This window comes from Amycolatopsis sp. CB00013, from assembly GCF_001905755.1.
Taxonomy (GTDB): domain Bacteria; phylum Actinomycetota; class Actinomycetes; order Mycobacteriales; family Pseudonocardiaceae; genus Amycolatopsis; species Amycolatopsis japonica.
This window is the reverse complement of sequence record NZ_LIWC01000001.1, coordinates 159117-182571: the sequence shown is the minus strand read 5'-3', so window position 1 is coordinate 182571 and position 23455 is coordinate 159117. Positions and strand designations below refer to the sequence as shown.

Sequence of the window (23455 nt, the reverse complement as noted above, 5' to 3'; positions counted from 1 at the left end):
CATGTGGGTCAGACGCTCCACCGCCAGGCCCGGGCCGCGAGATTTCGTGTCGCCAAGCCGATTCCGGTCTTCGGCACGAGCATGGCCGCGGTCATCTTGGCGGTACGCCGTGCGGGCCTGACCCGGGCGCGGTGCTCGGCCTCGTACTGACCGAAACCGGTGGGCGACGCCGACGTCAGGGCGGTGGTGAGCGTGTACGCGCCGGCGATCGCGAGGCTGGAGCCTTCGCCGAGCAGGGAAACACAGGAGGCCGCGTCACCCACCAAGGCGATCCGGCCGCGTGACCAGGACGGGAGGTCGACGACACTGACGGCGTCGAAGAAGACGTCGTCGGCCTCCCGCAGGCGTTCGAGCAGCTCGGGGACCCGCCATCCGGCATCGCCGTAGACCGCGGTGACGATCCGCTTGTGCCGGGCCGTGTCCCGGTGGTCCACGTTCTCGGCCTGGGCACGGAAGATGAATGCGACGCCGCCGTCGTCCCGTGACGGGTGAACAGCGACCAGCCTGCCCGGTGTGTTGTGCAGGAGCACGTCCTCGGGGTGGTCGACCGGGCCTCCGAACGACGTCGTGGCGACAAAGAACCCCATGGGGCGCACGAAAGAACGCTCGGCCCCGAAGGTGAGCCGCCGGACCGCGGAGTGCAGGCCGTCCGCGCCGATCACGAAGTCGAAGCGCCGGGGTGCGGCCCGGTCGAAGGTGACGTCGACGCCGTGCTCGTCTTGCCGCAGCTCGGCGATCGTGTCGTCGAACAGGAACTCGGCGTCGCCGCGGGCCGCCTCGTGCAGCACGGTGACGAGATCGGATCGTGGGACTTCGAGCTCCTCCCCCTTGCCCGCAGACAGCCCGACGGTGGCGATCCGACGGCCGTCTCCGTCGAGCAGGCACACCCTTTTCGCTCTCGTCGCGACGTCCCGTAGACGGCCTACGACACCCATGGCCTCGACGACCGGCAGCGCGGGCCCGCGGACGTCGACCGGGTTACCGCTGGAGCGCATGCCCTGGGCCCGCTCGACGACCGTGACCTTGAAGCCGTTACGTGCCAACCAATAGGCGAGCGTCGAGCCGGCGACTCCAGCGCCGCAGATCAACACGTTCTCCATGCCGGACGACGATATCAGCAGTGAGTGCAAATCGGCAATGACTGCAAGTTTGCACTCAGTGCTGCTCCGCGTATGCTCCCCGCATGTCCCTCCGTGATCGAAAGCGAGCCCGCACGCGCCAAGCCCTCATCGACGCGGCGACGGAACTCTTCGAGCGCAAGGGCTACGACGAGACGACGATCGCCGACATCGCGGCGGCCGCGGAGATCGGCGCGCGCACGTTCTTCAGCTACTTCGCCAGCAAGGAAGAGCTGCTGTTCCCGGACGCCGACGAGCGCGTACAGGCCGCCATCGACGCCATCGCCACTCGCGGACCGGCCGAAGGCCCGGCCGAGGTACTGCTGCGAGCCCTGAGCCAGGTCACCGCCACCAGTGACGAATTGGTCAGCCCCCTGGCGGCGTTGCGGCTGCGGATGATCCAGACCGTGCCCGCCGTCCGCGGCCGTGCGCTCCAGGAACAACTGGCCGCGCAACGAGAAATCGCGAAGCGTCTGGCGGCCGCGTTCCCGGACCGGATCGATCCGGTGGGAGCGGCGGCGCTGACGGGGGCGTTCGTCGGCGCGGTCACCGGCGCGCTTCAGGCCCTGCTCGACGACACCGACGGAACGGACCCCGCCACCTTGCAGGCCGCGATGAGGACCGCGACCGAAGTCGCGCTCGCACCCTGGCGACTATCGCCGTGACCGGACACGGTGGCCCAGTGTCGTGCGCCTGGCGCGGGTGAAGGGCGCTTTACCCGCATCGCATGCGGTGAAAGTCCCCTTCACCCGCCCCGAGCACGCTCAGGCGACGGTCCTGGCCTCGACGTCCGCGTTCGTCTTCTCGTGCAGGTCGACACCCCGCGTTTCCGGGAGCGTGAAGACGACCAAGGCGCTGATGACCATCAGCACCATGCCGTAGACGACGAACAGCGACGGGTGGCCGTTCTTGGCGAGGAGCGTCTGCAGGTACGGCGCGGTGCCGCCGAAGGCCGCGACCGCGATCGAGTACGGCACGCCGACGCCGATGGTGCGGATACGCGTCGGGAAGATCTCCGCGTAGACCGCCGGGCCGATGGACGAGAACCCGGCCATGAAGACCAGGGCGATCGACATCGCCAAGAACAACTGCCAGGCCTGGTTACCCACCATCGCGTTCAGCGGGAAGCTCAGCACCAGCAGGCCGACGATCGCGATGAACAGGACCGGCTTCCTGCCGATGCGGTCGGACAGCCTTCCCCACAACGGCAAGGCGATCAGGAAGATCACGTTCGCGAACACGCCTGCCCACAGCGCACCGGTCGGGTCGACGCCGCGCACGGTGATCGCGTACGACGGCGCGGCGACGGCCCACATGTAGTAGATGACCGTGGCCCCGACGGTCAGGCCGACGACCTGCACGAGCAGTTTCGGGTTCTGCTTGATCGTCTGCCAGATCCGGCCCTTCTCGGCCTTCTTCCCGGCGGCTTCGTCCTTGGCCGACTCGGCGAGGAAGACCCCGGTCTCCCGCATGCGCAGCCGCATGTAGAGCGAGTAGATCCCGAAGATGCCACCGATCACGAACGGGATCCGCCAGCCGAAGGAGAGCATTTGATCGTGGCTCAGCACACCGGAGAGGACCGCGCCCAGCAGCGTGCCGGCGAGCACGCCACAAGTGCCGGAGAAATAGATCAGGCTCGACCACAGCCCGCGACGGCCGGCCGGGGCGACCTCGGCGATGTAGGTCTGCGCCGAAGGCAGTTCACCGCCGTGCGCGAGGCCTTGGCCCAGCCGTGCCACCACGAGGATCACCGACGCCCATACGCCGATCTGGCCGTACGTGGGGGAAAAGCCGATGACGAGGCTGCCGCCGGCGGCGATCGCGACCGTCAGCGTCATCGACAGCTGACGGCCCTTGCGGTCGGCGATCCAGCCGAAGACCAAGCCGCCGAGGGGCCGGGCGGCGAAGCCGACCGCGAAGACCGCCAAGGTGCTCAACAGCGCCGAAACCTCGTCGTGCGCGTTGAAGAACTGCGCGGCGAAGAACGACGCGAAGGTCGCGTAGATGTTCCAGTCGAACCATTCCATCGCGTTGCCCGCGCCGAGGCCGAACAGGGTGCGGCGGCGGTCCGGGATGGTGGCGGTGCCCGCGGTCGCGCTCATCGGGTGGCTCCTTCGGCGAAGCGGTCGAGACGGCGGACGGCGAGTTCCGCGTAGACGGTGGCGGCCCTGGACAGCACGGACGGGTCGAAGTCGGCGTACGGGCTGTGGTTGTTGGGCGCGGTGTCCGGTTCGAGCCCGGGCATCAGCGCACCGAGACCGAGGAACGTGCCCGGCACTTCGGCCAGCACCCGGGAGAAGTCCTCGGATCCGGCCACCGGATTGGGGAGTTCGGTGTAGTACTGCTCGCCGATCGTTTCGCGGACGACCTCGGCGCCGAACGCGGTCTCGTCGACGTCGGTGACGGTGACCGGGTACTCGCTTTCGAAGACGACGTCGGCGGTGACGCCGTGTGCCCGCGCGACACCGTCGATCGTCTCGCGGATCGCCCTGTCGAGCAGCGCGCCGGCGGCGTCCGAGAAACAGCGGACGGTGGCCTCGAACTCGGCGGTGGCGGGGATGACGTTGCGCTTGGTGCCGCCGCGGATGACGCCGACCGTGATCACGGCCGGGTCGAAGATGTCCAGCCGCCGGGTGACCATCGTCTGCAGCGCGGTGATCATCGCCGCGGTGGCGGAGATCGGATCCTTGGCGCGGTGCGGCATCGACCCGTGGCCGCCCTCGCCGTGCACGGTGACGAGCAGCCGGTACGACGCGGACATCAGCGTGCCGGGACGGCTGGCGAACTGCCCGCTGGGCAGCATCGACGAGAAGACGTGCAACCCGTAGGCCGCGTCGGCGCGCCTGCCCGCGGCGTCCAGCACGCCTTCCCGGAGCATCACGCCGGCGCCGTCCCAGCCCTCCTCGCCGGGCTGGAACATCAGGACGACGTCGCCGTTGATGCGGTCGCGGTGTGTATGCAGCAGCCGGGCCGCGCCGACCAGCGACGTGGTGTGCAGATCGTGGCCGCAGGCGTGCATCGCGCCGTTCGTGGCGGCGAAGTCCAGGCCGGTCGCTTCGGCCACCGGGAGCGCGTCCATGTCCGCGCGCAGCAGGACCGTCCGCGGCCGGGCCGAATCCCTGGCCGTACCCTCGCCGCGCAGCACCGCGGTCACCGAGGTCGTGCCGGTCCCGGTGGAGACCTCCAGGCCGAGCCCGTCGAGTTCACGCAGGACCCGTTCCTGTGTGCGGGGCAGGTCGAGACCGATCTCGGGCTCGCGGTGCAGGTCGCGCCGCAACCGGACCAGCTCGTCCTGCAGGCTTCGAGCGTCGTCGTGAAGGTCCACCGGTCGATCTCCTCTGCGTCGGACGTCGGCGTCTTGGTCGTCGAGTGTGCGAATCCACGTCCGATATCGGGCTAGAATTGTCGGAATCGCTCAACGATCGACCCCTGGAAGTAAAAATGGTGATCGGTTCGCTGGATGAGGAGGACTTTTCGCTCATTCACGCTCTGCAACTGCGGCCCCGCGCCTCTTGGGCTCAGCTGGGCGACGCCCTCGGCTCGTCGCCGGTGACGCTGACGCGGCGGTGGGAACGGCTGCGTGACGGAGGCGGAGCCTGGGTGACGGCCTATCCGCGCGTGCCCGGACGGTCCCGGATCCAGGCCGCGTACGTCGAGATCCGCTGCGCGAGCGGCCAAGTGCGGGCACTCATCAGCGAGCTGTCCACCTGGCCGTCGGTGGTCAGCATCGAGGAGGCTTCGCGCGAGTACAGCCTGGTGCTGACGGTGTTCGGCCTCGGCATGCACGACCTGTCGACGCTGCTGCTCGACGCGATCCCCGGGCTTCCCGGAGTCCTCAACATCCGTTCACATCTGGTGTCCCGCTTGCACGTCGAAGGCAGCTCGTGGCGGGTGGGCGCGCTGGACCGGGGGCGCGTGCAGGCGTTGTCCCAGCTGCCGCCGTCCGGCGGCGCGGGTGGACGGCAGACGGCGATGCAGCCGTGGCAGGAGCCGTACGCCTCACTGACCGCCGCGCTGGGCGAGGACGGCCGCCGCACCGCCGCCGACCTGGCCCGGCTCACCGGCCGTCCGGTGTCGACCGTCCGGCGCCAGCTCGGCCACCTGATCGCCGCCGACGCGCTGACGTTCCGGTGCGAGATCGCGCAGGGGCTAACCCCGTCGCCGATCGTCGTCAACTGGTGGTGCCAGGTGCCGGTCGCGCATGTGCCGACCTGCGTGGACCGGCTGCGGGCGAACCCGGCCATCCGCCAGATCGCGAGCCTGCCCGGCCCGGCGAATCTACTGGTGACCACGTGGATGCGCTCGATCGAGGAATCGATGCGGATGCAGGAACATCTGGAGCAGGACCTGGCCCCGCTCTCGATCGTCGACTCGGCGCTGATCCTGCGGACGGCCAAACGGATGGGCTGGCTGCTGGACGATCTGGGGCGCAGCACGGGTTTCGTCGTCACCATGCCCGCGCGCCGGGAATAAAGCCAGGTAAGGCCTGACGCGTTGCGAAAGCCACTTTCGCAACGTTGAAGGTTGGGAAAGTGGCTTTCGCAACGTCAATGGCCAAGGCGGCTCTCGGTCGACTGCCCGATTCATGCCTGTATGCGCGATTCCAGGTGGGGGTCGTGAGTGATAAAGAGGGTTAGAACGACCATTGCCACTCACGACCCCGCACGAAGCGCCCAAACCGGGCAGCCTGATGAGGACTTGCGTCCCTTGTGGACAGTCGCCGACTGTCCCGAAAGTGGCTTTCGCGACACGAACGCGGCCGCCGCGAGGTCAGGTCATCGCGACCAGAGTCCGCCGCTTACCCGTGAACGGCTCCCGCCCGTGCGCCATCAGCATGTTGTTGATCACCATGATGTCGCCCGGCTGCCAAGGGAACGCGTAGCTGACCTCGTCGTAAGCCGCCTTGACCGCGTCCAGGTCCGCCTGCGGGATCGGCGAGCCGTCGGCGAAGAAAGCGTTGCGGGGCAGGTCTTCCACGGGGTACAGCTCCAGCAGCGCCTCGCTGACCTCCTCCCCCAGGCTCGAAACATGGAACAGGTTGGCCTGGTTGAACCACACCATCCCGCCGGTGTGCGGCTCCTCGACGAACGACGGGCGCACGTGCCGCGTGCGCAAGCCCTCTTCGGTCCACTCGTACGTCTGGCCGTTGGCGGCGCAGTAGTCCTCCACCGCCTGCCGGTCTTCGGTCTGGAACGCTTCCTGCCAGCTCAGCCCGAGGCCTTCGCGGAACGCCCGCGTGTAGGTGACGCCGCCCGCGAAGCGCTCGCGCAGGTCTTCCGGCAGGAGCCGGTACATCGCGCGGCTGTCGGCGATCGGTGTCGCGCCACCGGTTTCGGCCGCGATGTCGCACAGGAAGAACAGGCGGTCCGGCCAGTGCGCCGAATACGAGCTCTCGTTGTGCATCGGGATCGACTCGGCGGGCGGATACTCGGTCGAGGTGTAGATGTTGCCGGAAACCGCCGAGCGCGGCGTCGATCGTTCCGTGTAGGTCAGCAGCGAGCCGCCGATCTCCTCGGTGACCTGGTTGAACACCGTCAGATCGGCGGGCATCCCGCGCAGCAGGATCGCGCCGTGCTCGCGCAGCCGCTCCTGCAACGTTTCGCGGTGCGCACGCACCCAGTCCAGGCCCGTGGCCGCGTACACGGCGAGCTTCGTGTGGTCGTTGCCCTCGATGTGCCCGAGGTTCGCCGTGAGTTCGGCGGTCATGACTCCTCCAGTTCGAATCGGATCAGCTTGGCGGCCTCGGCGTGCAGCGCGGCGAGGTCCTCGGTGTCGGCGAACCCCGCGGCGAGCACGTTCACCGCGTAGATCTCCTGGTCGTCGGTGAGCAGCTGGCCGGGACGCACGATCGTGACCACTTCCAGGACCTCGGGCAGATCGGCGACCTCGTCGGTGCCCTCGACGCGGACCAGCCGCCCGGTGCCCTCGGCGTAGAAGATGAGGTAGCCCACCGGCACCGGCAGTCCCACGCCTCGTTTGGGCGGCGGCGTGCCCAGGGCCAGCGACACGGCTTCGGCGATGACGTCGATGCCGGTCGCGAGCTTCAGCAGCACCGGCTGGGCGCCGCCGGCCGGGCGTCCCGCGTTCACCTCGACGATCGTCGGGCCGAGTTCGGCGTCGTCGATCAGCTCCAGATGAGCGCAGGTGTTGTCCAGGCCCAGCGCGAGCGCGGCGGCCGTCGCCGCCGCGAACAGCCGTTCTGTGTCCTTTTCGGACAGTTCGAGCGGCGGGCAGACCATGCCCAGCTCGAACTTGCGTTCGTCGATCAGCGGTTTCTCCACCACCGCCACCGGCTCCGCGACGCCGTCGCGCACCAGGACGTCGACCGCGTACTCCGGCCCGCGCAGCAGGCCTTCCACGAGGAACACCTTCAGCGGGTCGATCGATCCGACGAGCCGGTGGTACCGGGCGTCCTCCGACAGCGGCAACCGCTCGGCCAGCAGCCGGTACGCCGCCGCCAGTTCGTCCACTGTGGACACCGTACGGACGAGATTGCTCGCCGCGCCGTTCACCGGTTTGACGATCGCCGGGAGCCCGACCGCCTCGGCCACCGACGCCGCCTCGGACTCGGCTGAGATCAGCGCGCAGCGCGGCCCCGGCAACCCGGCCGCGGCCAGCGCCTGCCGGACGGCGAACTTGTCGTGCGTCAAGGTGAACACCGACGCCGGGCAGCGCGCGACGCCGAGCAGCTCGGCCGCGCGGGCGACGCTCGCGACGATCCCTTCGGCGGCGGTCACCACCCCGGCCGGAAGCGGGGTCCGTGCCCGGATCGCCGCGGCCACGGATTCCGCGTCACGGACGTCGCCGACGACGATGAAGCCGTCCACCAGGTCGGCCAGCTGCGCGAGCTCGGCCGGTTCCAGGGGCTCGGTGACCAGCTCGGCCCGCAGGCCGGTCGCCCGCACGGCGGCCACGACGTCGGCGATCCACTGTCCGGCGGTTTCCCGGACCACGAACGCGGTGTTCACACATCCTCCAGTTCCAGCTGGACGAGCTTGCTCGCCTCCGCGTGCAGGGCGGCGAGGTCGTCGTGATCGGCGAACCCGGCCACGACGAGGTTGACCGCGTAGGTCTCCTGTTCGTCGGTGAGCACCTGCCCCGGCGAGACGGTGGTGACGACGTCGATCACCTCGGGCAGGTCGGCGATCTCGTCGAGCCCGCCGATCTTCGTCAACCGGCCCGAACCGGCCGCGTAGAGGATCAGCATGCCCAGCGGGATCGGCAGTTTCGCGGGTTCCCGCGCCGGCGGCGGAGCGCCCACCGCGAGCGCGGCCAGCTCGGCGAACACGTCGATGCCGGTGCGGAGCTTCGCCAGCAGCGGCATGATCGAACCGGCGGGCCTGCCCGCGTTGACCTCGACGATCGTCGGGCCGCGGTCGGCGTCGTCGATCAGCTCGACGTGAGCACAGGTGTTGTCGAGACCCAGCGCGCGGACGGCGGCGACGGCCGCCGCGGTGACCAGTTCGGCCCGGTCGTCGGCGAGCCCGGCCGGTGGGCACGACAGCGCCAGCTCGAACTTCCGTTCGTCGATCAGCGGTTTGTCGAGGATTTCGACCGGCTCGGCCACTCCGTCACGGACGAGCACGTCCACCGCGTACTCCGGACCGCTCAGGAACCCTTCCACGAGGAACGTCTTCGCGGGGTCGAGTGTCCCCAAGGGACGGTGGTAGCGCGGATCCGCGGACTCGGGCAACCGGGCGGCCAGCAGCTCGTATGCGGCCGCCAGCTCGTCCACAGTGGACACGGTGCGGACGAGGTTGCTGCCCGCCCCGTTGACCGGTTTGACGATCGCCGGGAGCCCGACCGCAGCAGCGACGGTCTCCGCTTCGGCGGCCGACGAGATCAGGGCGTACGCGGGCCCTGGCAGACCGGCCGCGGCGAGGGCCTCCCGGACGGCGAACTTGTTCGCGCACAAGGCGAACACCGACGCCGGGCACCGCGCCACCCCGAGCAGTTCCGCGGCATGGGCGGTGCTCGCGATGGCGCCGTCCGAGCCGGTGAAGATCCCGGCCAACGCGCCGCCGTCGATCTCCCGGACCTTCGCCGCGACGGCTTCCGGGTCATGGACATCGTCGAGGGCGACGATGTCGTCCACCACGCCGTCCAGCGACGCACGCTCGGCCTCGTCCATCGGCGGGGCGAGCAGCACCACACGGTGCCCGGCCGCCCGCATCGACGGCGCGACCTCGCCGACCCAGTGCCCGCGGGCCTCCCTGACCAGCACTGCCGTACTCATGCGGCTTCCTTCCCGGCGAGCTTGCGCTCCCGTTCCTGTGCCCCCACCAGATCGTCGGGCAGCGAATCGGGCACCTCGGTGTCGAACCGGCGCAGCCGCCGCAGCGAGAACCCGCCCAGGTTGATCAGCAACAGGATCAGCGCGAAGATGACGTAGGCGAGCCCGATCCCCCGCGTCTCGCCGGTGCCGAGCACGGCGCCGACCGATCCGGTCAGCGCACCGCCCGGCGCCAGCAGCGGCGAGAACCAGCCGACCGCCAGCGGTGCGAGCACGGCGAACCCGATCGGCAGCGTCGACCAGGTGATCGTCTGGTTGATCGCGAACACCCGGCCATGGAACCGCTGCGGCACCTTGACCTGCACGAGCGTCGCGTAGATACCCTGCGACACGGCCATCGCGGCGGCCAGGAGGAACACCCCGGCCGCGACCACGATCAGCGACGGGCGGAGGCCCATCACCAGGCTGCCGAGCGCGATCCCGACGTTGCCGGCGAGCACGCCGACCATCCGCCGCTGCCGCGGGCCGCCCCACAGCGCCATCCCGATACCGCCCGCCACCGCGCCGAGAGCCTCGGCGAGCGCCACCTGCGCGACGTCGGTGACCGAACCGAACGACAGCACGAGCGGCGAGACGAGCACCAGCGCGGGAGCGAGGAAGACGTTCGCCAGCGCGAAGTACAGCAACATCGTGCGGAAACCGCGGTGGTTCCACGAGTACCGCAGCCCACCCGCGATCGCCGTCAGCAGCGGCTCGCGCGGGCGCCAGCCCATCATGTCCGGGAACCGCACCAGCAGCAGGCCCACAATCGCGAACACGTAGCTCGCCATGTCCAGGATCAGGATGCCGGACAGTTCGATCGCCGCCAGCAGCCCGGCGGCGAGCACCGGCATCAGCAGCTGGGCGAACCCGTTGGACAGCTGCGCGAGGCCCATCGCGTGTCCGAGGTACTGCTTCGGCACCAGCTGCGCCACCGACGATTGATAAGCGATGCGCTGGAACGAAGAGGCCACCGACCCGAGCGGGATCAGCACGTAGAACAACCACAGCTGGACGTGCCCGGTGACCAGCAGCAACGCCAATATCAGCTGGATCCCGCCCGCGATACTGCTCGCCGCGATCATGATCCGCCGACGGTCACCACGGTCGACCAGCGCGCCCGCCACCGGCAGGACGAGCACGCCGAACAGCAGCGCGAGCGCCCACAGCAGGCCGAGGTCGGCGACCGAGCCCGTGCGGGTGTAGAGCCAGATCGGCACCGCGAACGACGTCAGTGCCGAGCCGGTGGAGGACACCAGCTGCCCGATCGTGATCGTGACGAACCGGCCCATACTCGGCCGCACCTCGGGTTTGTCGTCCACGACCGCCCGATGGGTCTCGTGCACCGCCCAGGCCGCGTCCTCGCCGCGGACCCGGACGTCGAGTTCGCCGGGATCGTCCAGCGCCGGATGCACCCGCGTGACGATCTCCGCGAGTTCTTCGGCGCGGTAACGCAGGAAGAAGTGCCCGGCCTGGTCGAGCACCACGAGCGCGGTGGTGTCGGTGAGGAACTCCCACTCCCGGTACCGCTCGGCGTAGTAGTCGGTGACCGGATCCTCGGAGCCGACGACCGACACGATCGGCGCGCGCAGTTTGGCCACGCGGGCGTCGAGCAGGCCGCTGAAGTACTCCTCGGCGGCGCGGCTGTCGGCGCGCATGTTCGTGATGATCCGGTCGGCCTGCGCCGGGTCGAGGTCGTCGGTGGCGACGCCCATACCCTTGAGCCAGTTCGAGTAGTACCGGTTGCTGCGCAGCTTCTCCAGCCGGGTGCGCAATGTGCCCACCGCGCCCTTCATCCGGGCGAACGGGAAGATCGCGCCGATGTAGACGACCTCCAGCTCGCGGCCGCGTTCTTCGAGCAACCGGGCGACGGCGACGGCGAGCGCGTTGCCGACACCGCAGTGACCGTAGATGGCCAGCGGGCCGTCGATGCGGTCGAGGATCTCGCCCGCCAGCCGCTCGACCAGGTCGTCGAAGGGCAGGGCCTCCTCGGAAAGTCCGACGTCGTGGCCGGGGATGGCGACCGAGTAGAGCGAATGGCCCTCCGGGAGCGCGTCGGCCAAGGGCTGGTAGACGATCGCGCTGCCGCCGCCGTAGGGGAAGCAGACGTAGGTCAACGTCCGCTGCTTCGCCGGCTTGGTCAGCTCGTAGAGCAGGTGCCTTGGCCGGTCGGCGTCGTCACCGTCCATGAAGGACGCCAGTTCGCGGATGGTGCGGTGCTGGAACAGGTCCATGACGCCGACCTGCCCGGCGCCCGCCTTGCCGATCCGCGCCACCACCTGGGTGGCGAGCATCGAATGGCCGCCGAGGTCGAAGAAGTCGTCGTCGACGCCCAGCTCGTCCACCTTGAGCACATCCCGCCAGATTTCGGCCAGGAGAGTCTCGACCGGAGTCGACGGTGCCACCAGTTCCTTGGTCGCGTCCCTCGACGCGACCGGCGCGGGAAGTGCCTTGCGGTCGAGTTTGCCGTTCGGGGTGAGCGGCAACTCGTCGAGAGTGACGAACGACGGCGGGACCATGTAGTCCGGCAGGCTCTGCTTGAGCGCCGTCCGCAGTGTGCCGGGCTCGGCGTCGCCGACGACGTATCCGACCAGCCGCTTGTCCCCCGGCGTGTCCTCGCGGACGATCACGGCGGCGTCGCGTACTCCCGGCTGGGCGCGCAGAGTCGTCTCGATCTCCCCCAGCTCGATGCGGAGACCGCGTAGTTTGACCTGGTGGTCGATCCGGCCGAGAAACGCGATCGTCCCGTCCGGGCGCCAATGCGCGAGGTCGCCCGTGCGGTACATCCGTCCACTGTGGAACGGATCGGGCACGAACCGCTCGGCCGTCAGCTCCGGGCGATTGTGGTAGCCCAGGGCCAAGCCGACGCCGGCGATGTGCAGCTCGCCGGGGACGCCGACCGGGCACGGCCGCCCGGCACGGTCGAGCACGTAGATCCGGATGTTCTGGATCGGTGCCCCGATCGGCACCGACGCGACGTCGGCGAGCGCGGCGGGCGTGCAATGCCAGGAGGTGACGTCGATGGCGGCTTCGGTCGGGCCGTAGAGATTGTGCAGCTCGCAGCCCGGCAACCGCCGGACGAACTCACGGGCCGCGTCGAGCGGCAGTTCCTCGCCACTGCACACGACCCGCCGCAACGCCGTGCACGTCTCGACGCCTTGTTCGGCCAGGAAAAGCGTGAGCATCGACGGCACGAAGTGCGCGGTGGTCACGCTTTCCGACGCCAGCAGCTCACGCAGGTACGCGGCGTCCTTGTGGCCGCCGGGTTCGGCGAGCACGAGCCGCGCGCCGGTGATCAGCGGCCAGAAGAACTCCCAGACCGACACGTCGAAACCGGCCGGGGTCTTCTGCAGGACCGAATCGGTGCCGTCGAGGCGGTACGCGCGCTGCATCCAGTCGAGCCGGTTGACGATGCCGCGGTGACCGTTGGGTACGCCTTTCGGCTGCCCGGTCGAGCCCGAGGTGTAGATGACGTACGCCGGATCTTCCGGGCCGGCGAGAGCTTCGGGCGGAGTGCCCGGCTGCTCCGCTGTCTCGGAAGGGTCGTCCAGGACGACGACGGTCGCGTCCCCCGGCGGCAGCGTTTCGCGCAACGCCGCCTGCGTCAGCACCACGGGCGCGGCCGCGTCCCGCAGCATGAACGCCAGCCGGTCGGCCGGATACTCCGGGTCGAGCGGGACGTACGCGCCACCGGCCTTCAGCACGCCGAGAAGCGCGACGACCAGCTCGAACGACCGTTCCGCGAACACACCGGTGAGCACGCCCGGTCCGACACCGAGCCCACGCAGCCGGTGCGCGAGCCGGTTGGCCCGCTCGTCCAGCTCGCGGTAGGTCAGCGACGCGCCGCGGAAGGTCACCGCGGGCGCGTCCGGCGTCCGGGCGGCCTGCTCCTCGACGAGCGCGTGCAGCGTGGTCTGCGGGAACTCGGTGGTCGTGTCGTTCCAGCGCTCCAGGACGAGTTCACGCTGCGCGTCGTCGAGGATGTCCACTTCGGACAGACGTCGGCCCGGGTCGGCGACGATCGAACGCAGCAGGGTGACCAGCCGCCCGGCCATCCCGGCGACCGTGTCCTCGGTGAACAGCGCGGTGTTGTACACGAGTTTGCCGATCAGCCCGCGTTCGAGCTCGATCGCGTGGAACTCGAAGTCGAACCGGGTCGCGGGCAGATCCATCGGCAGCCAGCGGAAGTCCACTTCGGACTCGCCCGCCTCGCCCATCCGGCCCATCTCGTAGTTCTGCAGCACGAACATCGCCTGGAACACCGGCGAGCGGCTGACGTCGCGAGGTACGCCGAGCGCGTTCACGAGCCGCTCGAACGGGACGTCGGCGTGCTCGAACGCGTCCAGCACGTGCCGCCGGGTGCGTTCGAGCAGTTCGGCGAACGTCGGGTCGTCCGCCAGCTGGGCACGCAGCGGCAGCATGTTGATGAACATGCCCGCCACGCCCTCCAGCTCGGGCAGGCCGCGCCCGGCCGACGACGAGCCGATCGCGAAGTCCTCCTGGCCGGAGTACCGCGAAAGCAGCACTTGGTAGGCGGCCAGCAGGGTCATGAAGAGGGTGACCCCGTGCTCGCGGCCGAGGTCGCCCAGGGCGCGGGTGAGCTCGCGCTCGACGAAGAACTCGTGGATCGCGCCGTCGAAGCTCTGCTTGGCGGGCCGGAGCCGGTCGGTGGGCAGCTCCAGGGGCTCGACCCCGGCGAGCTGTGCCTTCCAGTGCTCCAGTTGCCGGTCGAGTTCGCCGCCGGTGAGCGTGCGGCGCTGCCAGTGCGCGAAGTCGCCGTACCCGATGCTCAACGCGGGCAGCTCGGCCGTGCCACCGGTGCTCAGGGCGTGGTACTGCGCGGCGAGGTCGCGCAGCAGCAGGTCGACCGACCAGCCGTCGCCCACGATGTGGTGCGTGCACAAGACCAGCAGGTGTTCCTCGTCGGACACCCGCGCGAGCGTCGCCCGCAGCAGCGGCCCCGTGGCCAGGTCGAACGTCTCGGCAGCGGCGGCGTCGACGGCCGCGCGGGCCGCCTCTTCGCTTCCGGAGTCCACTATGGACATGTTGACCGTGACCGAGGGTTCGATGTGGACGGTCGGCTGTCCGTCGTCCCCTTCCGGGAACCGCATCCGCAGCGCCTCGTGCCGCGCGGGCAGGCTGTCCAAAGCGGACTGGAGCGCGGCGACGTCGAGCCTGCCGGTCAACCGGATCGGCACCGGGATGTGGTACGACCCGGTGCCCGGTGCGAACTGTTCCATGAACCAGACGCGTTCCTGCTGATACGACAGCGGGACGACGGCATCGGCAGGACGCGGAGTGATGGTCGCGGCCGGTTCCGCGCGCCGCCGCAGCCGCCGTTCGAGCAGGGCGCGGCGCGCGGCCGCGCTGGTTTCGTCGATCGCGGTCATGAGTTCCCGCCTTCGGCCAGCTGGCGCTGGACCTCTTCGTCGCTGAGCTGGTCGAGGTCTTCCTCGAGCCGCCGCTCGATCTCGGCGGCGAGCGCGGCGACGGTGGTGAGGGTGAACAGCCCCCGCACTGGGATGTCGACCTCGATCTGCTTGCGCAGCCGGGCCATCGCGCGAATCGCCAGCAGCGAATTGCCGCCACGGGCGAAGAAGTCGTCGTGCGCGCCGAGGTCGTCGATGCCGAGCAGCTCCCCGAGCACCTCGGCGACGAGTTCTTCGGCCGCGGTGCGGGGCGCGACGTACGCCGGTGCCTCATCGGGTTCGGGATCCGGCAGCGCCGCCCGGTCGAGTTTGCCGCTGGCCGCCATCGGCAGCGCGTCGAGCGACACGAACCGGGTCGGCACCAGGTACTCCGGCAACGTCTTCCGCAGGGCCTCGGCCGCGCCCTCGGTGCTGCCGACGACGTAGCCGACGAGCGTGTCGCCGCGGACCGCCACGGCCGCGTCCCGCACCTCCGGCAGCTCACGCAGCGCCGCTTCGACCTCACCGGGCTCGATACGGTAACCGCGCAGCTTCACCTGCTCGTCGGCGCGGCCGAGGTAGTCGAGCGTGCCGTCGCGACGCCAGCGGACGAGGTCACCGGTCGCGTACATCCGGCCGGACGGGCCCTCGACGAACTTTTCGGCGGTCAGGTCCGGCAGGCCGAGGTAGCCACGGGCGAGTTGGCGCCCGGCGACGTACAGCTCGCCCGGGACGCCCGGCGGCACCGGCTGTTCCCGCTCGTCGAGCACGTACGCGTTGGTGCCGGGCACCGGGCGGCCGATCGAGACGGGTCCGGACGGCAGCGCGTCCCCGGGTTCGATCCGGTGCACGACGCAGCCGACCGTGGCCTCGGTCGGGCCGTACTCGTTGACGACGAGCGTGCCCGGGTGACGCTCCCGCCACGGCTGGACGGCCTCGGCGGTCAGCGCTTCACCACCGAGCACCAGTTCACCCGTCGGGAACAGCTCCTCGGCGAGGATGGCGAGATGCGTCGGGGTCGCCTTGACGAACGTCGGGCGGCCGCCGTCGACGACCGCGCCCCCGGCGGTGAGGGTGCCGAGTAGCGTCGTCACGGTCAGGTCGAACGACGGCGACGTGTGCAGCAACGCCCGTCCGGCCAGGCCGGGGTACGCCTCTCGCGCCCATGCCAGGTACGCGTCGACGGCCCGGTGCTCGACCTCGACGCCCTTGGGCCGCCCGGTCGAGCCCGACGTGTAGATCACATAGGCGACGTCGCCCGGACCGGCCGCCGGTTCCGGGTCTTCGGTGGCCGCGGCGGACCACTCGGCCGGATCGTCCAGTGCCAGGGTCTTGGTGTCCACTGTGGACTCACCGGTGACCAGCGCGAACGGGACACCCGCGTCGGCGAGGATCAGCGCCTGCCGGGGAGCCGGGTTGGCCGGGTCGAGCGGGACGTAGGCCGCACCGCTCTTCAGCACCCCGAGCACGCCGGTCAGCAGATCCGCCGAGTTCGGCACACAGACGCCGACGACGGTGCCGGGACCGGCGCCCAGTTCACGCAGCCGGTGTGCGACACGGTTGGCTCGCGTGTTCAGCTCGGCATACGTCAGGCGGACCCCGCCGAAGTCGACGGCGGGCGCGTCCGGGGTCCGTCGTGCCTGTTCCTCGAACCGGGCGTGCACCGTCTTGGTGTCCGGAGTGGACAGTTCCGTCGGGTTCCACCCGTTCAGGACGAGCTCGCGCTCGGCGTCCGACAGCAGCGGCAGATCCGCGACCGACCCGCCCGGATCGGCCAGCGCCGCGGTGAGCAGCCGCACGTACCGCTCGGCGATGGCTTCGGCGGTCTCGCGGTCGAACAGGTCGGTGCGGTAGACGAGCCTGCCGTCCACGGAGGTCAGGTCGATCGCGATGTCGTCCTTCGCGGTGGCCGAACGGATCGGCTCCAGTCCCGAGTCGGGCAGGAAGTTGAATCCGAGCTGGTACAGCGCCTGCACGCCGGGATCGCGTTCGGCCCCGACCGCCTCGGCGACCGCCTGGAACGGCACCTGGCTGTGGTCGATCGCCTCCAGGAGCGTGGTCCGGACCCGGCCGACCAGCTCGGTGAACGCGGGCGCGCCCGAGCAGTCGATCCGCACGGCCATCTGGTTGACGAACATGCCGATCAGGTCGGCCAGCTCCGGCAGGTCGCGGCCGGCGACCGGGACGCCGACGACGATGTCGTCCACTCTGGACAGTCGCGAAAGGAGCGCCGCGTAACCGGCCAGCAGCACCATGAACGGCGACGCCGACAGCTCCCGGCTCAGCTCGCCGACCCGGTCGATCAGACCGTCTGGGAGGGTGAAATGCACCTGATCACCGGCGAACGTCAGCTCCGACGGCCGCGGCCGGTCGGTGGGCAGGCCGTGCACCGGCGGCAATCCGGCGAGCTGCTTGCGCCAGTAGTCCAGCTGCTCGCTCGACGTTTCGAGCTGCCCGCGCTGCCAGGCCGAGAAGTCCGGGTACTGGATGGCCAGCTCGGGGAGCTTCGGCTCACGACCCTCGAACACGGCGTCGCACGCCTCGCCCAGCTCCGTGCCCAGCACCAGCACCGAACCGGCGTCGAACACGGTGTGGTGCACGACGAACGTGAGCACCCACTCGTCGTCGGCCGTCCGGCACACCTGGGCCCGCCACGGCGGCGGCGAATCGAGCGGGATGGCCCCGCGCGAAACCTCGCCGACGAGTTCGGCGAGCCGGGCTTCGCGGGCGTCGGCGGGCAGGTCCCGCAGGTCGTGCACCTCGGGCTCGATCGGCACCTCGGCGTGCACCACCTGCATGAGCGCGCCGCCCTCCATGCGGAACGACGTGCGCAGCGCCTCGTGCCGCCCGACGATGACGCCGAGCGCGGCACGCCACTGCTCCGCGGTCAGCGGGCGGTCGAGCCGGGCCTGACAGTGCAGGTTGTACACCGGGGACGCCGGGTCGAGCTGGCCGGACAGCCAGATCCGCTCCTGCCCGAACGAGGCCGGGAACGTCCATTCCTTCGTGTCGCTCATGATTTCCTGTTCTCAGTGTCTGTCGAAGGTGGAGTGCTCGCGAGAGGCAAGGCGAAGATGTGCTGCTCGCTCACCGGTGTGCCGGCTTCGGATGTTGTGAAAGCCACTTCCGCAACCTTCAACGTTGCGAAAGTGGCTTTCACAACGCCGTCGACCCATCAGCCCGCGCCGAGCCGAGGGGCGTGGGCGACGGAGGTTCGGAAGTGTCGCGAAAGCCACTTTCGCGACGTCTGATGTCCCGAAAGTGGCTTTCGCGACACCGGGGCCGGTGGGCACGCGAGCGACCGGACACGCCGCGTTCGTCTTGTCCTCGATGACAGTCACTTCTCAGCGCTCGAGCTTGGGGATGGTGGTCCGGGCGGATTCGACGGGAACCTCAACCTTGCCGGCGCGCAGTTCCTCGATGCGCTCGGCCAGGGTGGCCACTGTGGACGCTTCGAACAGCGTCTTCATCGCCAGCCGCGTGCCGGTGGCCTTGCGCACCTGCGCGATGAGCTGGATGGCGACCAGCGAGTTGCCGCCGAGGGCGAAGAAGTCGTCGTGCACGCCGATCTTCTCCACGCCGAGCAGCTCGGTCCACTGCCGGGCGATCTCGGCCTCCAGCTCGGTGCGCGGGGCGACGTAGTCGTCCTCCGACACCACCACCGCCGTCTCGCCGGGTTCCTCCAGTTCCTCGGCACCGACCTGACGTTCGATCAGCTCCCGCACCGGCAGGGTGGTGATCACCACGTGCCCGCCGAGGCCGGGGGCCAGCGCCCGGACGAACGCCTCGGCACCGTCCACCGGCCGGATCCCGGTCGACATGCCCGCGGTGTCCACAGTGGACGCAGAAGCCAGGCCACCGCCGACGGCGTCCTGATCGACCTGGCGCAGCACGAAATCCTCGATCGTGACGAGTACTCGGCCGGTCTCGTCGCACAGCGAGAGATCGGCCGCCACCACCTGGTCGCCGCCCGAGTCGCGGTAGCGCAGGTGACTGCGGAAACTCGCCGGGAGGACGTCGTGCACGACGATCCGGCCGTAGCTCATCGGCAGGTAGGTGCCACTCCCCCGGCCGCGGCCGAACGCGGTCGCGACGTCCAGCAGTGCCGGGTGCAGCCCCCAAGCGCCGACGTCACCCGCCGCCGCCTCGGGCGCCGTGATCGTGGCCAGCTCCTCCTCCGCACCGATGCGGTGTTCACGCAACGCCGCCCAGCGCGGGCCGAAGGTGACCATGCTGGTGCGGCCAGTGCCGAAGCCGTGCCCGTCGTCGATCGGCTCGGTCCGCCCGGTCACCGCCACGATGTCCACAGTGGACACCGGCTCGGCCGGGACCCATCCGGCGGATCCGCGCACGTGGGTCCGGCTCGCGCCGGCGACGTGGCTGGTCACGGTGAATTCGTCGCCGTCGAACTCCACGCGGTACTCCGCGGTGGAGCCGTCCGGGACGCCGAAGGGCTCCAGGAACGCGACGTCCCGCAGCTCGACGACGTGTCCGTCGCCAGGTTTCGGCAGCGCCGCGGCCACCGCCGCGCGGACGGTCTCCAGGTGTCCTGTGCCCGGGACCACCGGCACCCCGGCGATCCGGTGCTCGTCGAGCAGCCAGTGCGTGGCCGCCGAGACGAGCCCGTGCGCGCCGTCCTCGGTGCGCGTGGTGAGCACGGGGTGCTCGACCGGGCCGAGCGCCCGCGACCGGGTGGTGCGGATCGTCGTCGGCGCGGCCACCTCCGCGGCCATGCCGACCTCGTCCCAGCCACCCCAGGCGTGCGACACCAGCCGCGCCCGCCAGCCGTGGCCGCCCCGCGCGTAGGCATCGAGGAAGTTGTTGGCGGCGCAGTAGTCGACCTGCCCGATGCCGCCCACCGCCGCGGTGATGGACGAGCACAGCGCGACGAAGTCCATCGGCAGGTCGGCGAACGCCTCGGCCAGCGCCAGTGTCCCGGCGATCTTCGGGGCCAGCACGGCCTCGGCCGCCGCCCGCTCCTTCACCTCGGCGACGCCGCCGCCGGGCAGCCCGGCGGCGTGCACGATCCCGTCGAGACCGCCGAACTCGCGCTCGGCCAGCTCACGCACTTCGCGCAGCCGCGCCGCGTCGGTGACGTCGGCGGCGACGACGTGCACCACCGCGCCCGCGGCCTCCATCCGCCGCACGGCGAGCATCGCGCGCCCGGCGCGGTCGGTGCCGCCCTGCGCGGCGAGGTGCGCGTCCCACTCCGCCCGCGGCGGCAGTCCGGCGCGGGTGAGCAGCACGAGCTTCGCCCGCACCCGGCGGGCGAGGTCCTCGGCGAGCGTGATCCCGATCCCGCCGGTCCCGCCCGTGATCAGGTACCGGCCGCCGTCGCGCAGCACCGGTTCGGCGGCCTCGGGCAAAGCGAGCTGGGTGTAGTCCAGCACCCAGCGACGACCGGCCCGCAGCGCGACCTCGGCAGCCGCGTCGGCCGGGCGGAACAGCTCGGCGATGGTGTCCTGCAAGCGATCGGTGTCAATCCGGCGCACCACCGTGCCCGGCCCCTCCAGCGGCACCACCCGCGCGATCCCGGCGAGGGTCGCGTGCTCGGGCTGGGTCAGATCGGTGCCGGTGACGTCGGCGGTGCCGGTGCTCAGCACGTCGATCCGCACCGGCTCGCCCCACGCCTGAACAAGGTTGAGCACGCTGAAGAACCCGTGGTCCTGGGCGGCCATACCGCGCTCGTCACCGGCCAGCGTCCAGGCGTGGACGACCCGCTCGGGCCGGGTGGACAGCGCGGCCACGAGGGCGTCGTAGTCCTCGCGCACCCCGGGCCGCACGGTGAATCCGGTCTCCGTCGCGGCGAAGCCGTCGCCAGGGCGCACCTCGGTGACCGCCACCCCCGCGTCGCGCAGCAGACCGGGCAGGACGTCGTCGACGGCGAAGACGAGCGCGTTCGCGAACGGCTCGCGTCTCAGCTCCGGTTCCGCCTGCCGCCACGCCGGGACCGCGAACCACTCGGACAACGGCAACGGACCGGTCGACCGCACGGGCTGGACGGCCGTCGCCGGGTCCGGGTCGACCCAGTACCGCTTGCGTGCGTACGGGTAGCCGGGCAACGGGACCCGGTTGCCGGGCGCACCGAACGTCCGCGGTTCGAGGGAAACCCCGTTCGTCCACAAGAGACCGGCCGCGCCGTACAGCGTTTCGACGTCGCCGATGCGCTCGGTCCGGCCGGGCAGGCTCGGCTGCGGCGCGGGCATCCCCTTGGGAACCTGGCCGCGGGACAGCCCGGACAGCTGATGCCCCGGCCCGCATTCGACGAGCGCCCACCGGCCGCCGCGCGCGAACAGATTCTTGACGCAGTCACCGAACCGGACGGCCTGGCGCAGGTGCGAGGCCCAGTAGGCGGGGTCGGTGGCCTGGGCGTCGGTGATCCAGTCACCGGTGACGTTCGACAGGAACGGCCGCGCGGGCGCGGCGCGGGTGACGGCGGTGACGGCCGCGGTGAACTCGGCGAGGATCGGATCCATCATCGGCGAGTGGAACGCGTGCGAGGTCACCAGTTCGCGGCACTGCACGCCGCTGGACTTGAGCGTCGCCGCGAAATCCGCGACCGCGTCCGACGGCCCCGCGACGACGCACGTGCCCGGTCCGTTCACGCCGGCGATCGCGAGCGTGTCCGGCAGCCGTGAGGCGACGCTCTCCTCGTCGAGCTGGACGGCCAGCATCGCCCCGGCGGGCATCGACTGCATCAGGCGGCCGCGCGTGGCGACCAGGTTCAGCGCGTCCGGCAGGGTGAAGACCCCGGCGACGGTGGCGGCGACGTACTCGCCGACCGAGTGGCCGATCATCGCCGCGGGCCGCACTCCCCAGCTCTGCCACAGTTTCGCAAGCGCGTACTCGACGACGAACAGCGCGGGCTGGGTCACGCGGGTTTCCCGCAGCGCCTGCTCGCCACCGGGCCGGAAGATCAGGTCGCGGAGCTCCGGCAGCTCGGTTTCGAGCAGCCGCAGGCATTCGTCGACGGCCGCGGCGAACACCGGCTCGGCGTCGTACAGTTCGGCGCCCATCCCGGCGTACTGGGAACCCTGCCCGGGGAAGAGGAACGCGACGTTCGTCTCCCCGGCTTGTGCGGAGACGAGGCGCCGGGAGTCGCGCAGCCCGTCGACCGCGTCCTCCGGGTCACGGGCGACGACGACTGCACGGTGCGGGTACTCCGTGCGCCCGGCGGCCAGGGTGTACGCCACATCGGCGAGGTCGAGGTCGATGTCCCCGGCAAGCCGCTCGGCGAGCTGGTCGACCGCGGCCGAGAGCGCTTCCGTGGTGTTGGCCGAAATCCGCAGCAGATGCGCGGGATGCGGCGTCCGGGACCGCTGGGGGCTCGGCGCCTCCTCCAGCACGACGTGCGCGTTGGTGCCGCCGACGCCGAACGAGCTGACGCCCGCCCGCCGCGGCACCCGGTCCGCCTCCCACTTCGTCACTTCGCGGGCCGGATAGAACGGGCTCGCCGGGAAGTCGATACCGGGGTTGGGTTCGTGGTAGTTGATGGTCGGCGGGATCAGGCCGTGTTCCATGACGAGTACGGCCTTGATCAGCGAGACCACGCCCGCCGCCTGCGAAAGGTGGCCGATGTTGGACTTCACCGAGCCGATCGCGCACCAGCCGGTGTCCGCGATCCCATTTCCGTACACAGTGGACAGTGCGGTGATCTCGATCGGGTCGCCCAGCGCGGTGCCGGTGCCGTGCGCCTCGACGTAGCCGATGGTGCGCGGATCGACCCCGGCCATGCCGACGGCCTGTGCGACCGCTTCCGTCTGCCCGGACACGCTGGGCGCGGAGAAACCGACCTTGGTGGCGCCGTCGTTGTTGATCGCGTTGCCCAGCACGACACCCCGGATATGGTCGCCGTCCTCGATCGCCTGCGACAGCCGCTTCACCAGCACGACCCCGACGCCACTGCTCCAGACCGTGCCGTTGGCGTCCGCGTCGAACGCGCGCACGTGGCCGTCCGGCGAGGTGAAGCCGTCGACGCCCATGTAGCCGACACCGTGCGGCATCTCCACGTTGACCCCGCCGGCCAGTGCCATGTCGCACTCGCCGTTGCGCAGCGCCTCGCAGGCGAGGTGCACCGCGACCAGGGACGTCGAGCAGGCGGTGAACACCGCGAGGCTCGGGCCTCGCAGGTTGAGCTTGTACGACACCGAGGTCGTCAGGTAGCTCGGCTGGTTACCGGTCGAAATGCCGATCCCGCCGTGCTGAGAGGCGAGGAGCCGCTCGTTGCGCAGCAGGTTCTCCGTCAGGTAGCCGGTGCCCCCGGAGCCGCCGTAGACGCCGATCGCGCCGTCGAAGCGGGCGGGGTCGTAGCCCGCGTCGGTCAGCGCGGCGTGGCACGACTGGAGGAACAGCCGGTGCTGCGGGTCGGTGATCTCGGCTTCACGGCTGGTCATGCCGAACAGTTCCGCGTCGAACTCGTCGAAGCCGTCGACCACGGCGGTGGCGTTCACCCAGCTCGGATCGTCCACTGTGTCCGGTGCGGCGCCGCGGGCGATCATCTCCTCGCGGGTGGCGGGCACGATCGACTCGACGCCGTCGACGAGGTTGCGCCAGAACTGCCGCGCGTCGCGCGCGCCGGGCACGCGCACGTCGAGTCCGACGATCGCGATGGGTTCGGCTCCGGGATCGCCGGTGCCGGTTTCGGGGAGGTGGGTCAC

11 protein-coding genes are annotated in these 23455 nt (G+C 70.6%); 2 read left to right on the top strand and 9 right to left on the bottom strand.

All coding sequences use genetic code 11. The annotated features are described in order from the left end of the window. Window positions 1–8: 8 nt before the first annotated feature. On the bottom strand, window positions 9–1100 hold the full coding sequence (locus AMK34_RS00760; protein ID WP_073842302.1) for an FAD-dependent oxidoreductase: 1092 nt from the start codon (window positions 1098–1100) through the stop codon (window positions 9–11). An 83-nt stretch (window positions 1101–1183) separates the two neighbouring features. Between AMK34_RS00760 and AMK34_RS00755 the strand changes: the two genes are divergently transcribed. Then, window positions 1184–1783, top strand: a complete 600-nt coding sequence (locus AMK34_RS00755; RefSeq protein WP_073842301.1) for a TetR/AcrR family transcriptional regulator — start codon at window positions 1184–1186, stop codon at window positions 1781–1783. A 99-nt stretch (window positions 1784–1882) separates the two neighbouring features. Here the strand turns inward: AMK34_RS00755 and AMK34_RS00750 are convergent, their stop codons facing one another. Together AMK34_RS00750 and AMK34_RS00745 are read right to left on the bottom strand one after the other, a co-directional pair. Continuing rightward, window positions 1883–3220, bottom strand: coding sequence for an MFS transporter (locus AMK34_RS00750; RefSeq protein ID WP_073842300.1), 1338 nt, complete (start codon window positions 3218–3220; stop codon window positions 1883–1885). Continuing rightward, window positions 3217–4443 carry a M20 metallopeptidase family protein gene (locus AMK34_RS00745; RefSeq protein ID WP_073842299.1) on the bottom strand — a complete coding sequence of 409 codons (1227 nt, stop codon included), beginning with the start codon at window positions 4441–4443 and terminating at the stop codon, window positions 3217–3219. Before AMK34_RS00745 ends, AMK34_RS00750 begins: the two co-directional genes overlap by 4 nt. Window positions 4444–4559: 116 nt before the next feature. On the opposite strand from AMK34_RS00745, the gene AMK34_RS00740 reads away from it, so the two are divergent. After that, complete coding sequence (locus AMK34_RS00740; RefSeq protein WP_073842298.1) at window positions 4560–5591, top strand: Lrp/AsnC family transcriptional regulator; 1032 nt, start codon at window positions 4560–4562, stop codon at window positions 5589–5591. Window positions 5592–5888: 297 nt separating this feature from the next. Here the strand turns inward: AMK34_RS00740 and AMK34_RS00735 are convergent, their stop codons facing one another. From AMK34_RS00735 to AMK34_RS00710, 6 genes are all read right to left on the bottom strand, one after another. Continuing rightward, window positions 5889–6824, bottom strand: a complete 936-nt coding sequence (locus tag AMK34_RS00735) for a TauD/TfdA family dioxygenase (protein WP_038515022.1) — start codon at window positions 6822–6824, stop codon at window positions 5889–5891. After that, complete coding sequence (locus AMK34_RS00730) at window positions 6821–8086, bottom strand: ATP-grasp domain-containing protein (protein WP_073842297.1); 1266 nt, start codon at window positions 8084–8086, stop codon at window positions 6821–6823. The genes AMK34_RS00735 and AMK34_RS00730 overlap by 4 nt, the downstream gene beginning before the upstream one ends. Further along, entirely contained in the window at window positions 8083–9354 is a 1272-nt protein-coding gene (locus tag AMK34_RS00725; protein WP_073842296.1) for an ATP-grasp domain-containing protein, read from the bottom strand. Before AMK34_RS00725 ends, AMK34_RS00730 begins: the two co-directional genes overlap by 4 nt. Further along, on the bottom strand, window positions 9351–14780 hold the full coding sequence (locus AMK34_RS00720) for a non-ribosomal peptide synthetase/MFS transporter (protein WP_073842295.1): 5430 nt from the start codon (window positions 14778–14780) through the stop codon (window positions 9351–9353). Before AMK34_RS00720 ends, AMK34_RS00725 begins: the two co-directional genes overlap by 4 nt. After that, window positions 14777–17815: a non-ribosomal peptide synthetase gene (locus AMK34_RS00715; protein ID WP_073842294.1), complete on the bottom strand. Its 3039-nt coding sequence runs from the start codon at window positions 17813–17815 to the stop codon at window positions 14777–14779. Before AMK34_RS00715 ends, AMK34_RS00720 begins: the two co-directional genes overlap by 4 nt. A gap of 327 nt (window positions 17816–18142) precedes the next feature. Beyond that, window positions 18143–23455: a type I polyketide synthase gene (locus AMK34_RS00710; RefSeq protein WP_073844467.1), complete on the bottom strand. Its 5313-nt coding sequence runs from the start codon at window positions 23453–23455 to the stop codon at window positions 18143–18145.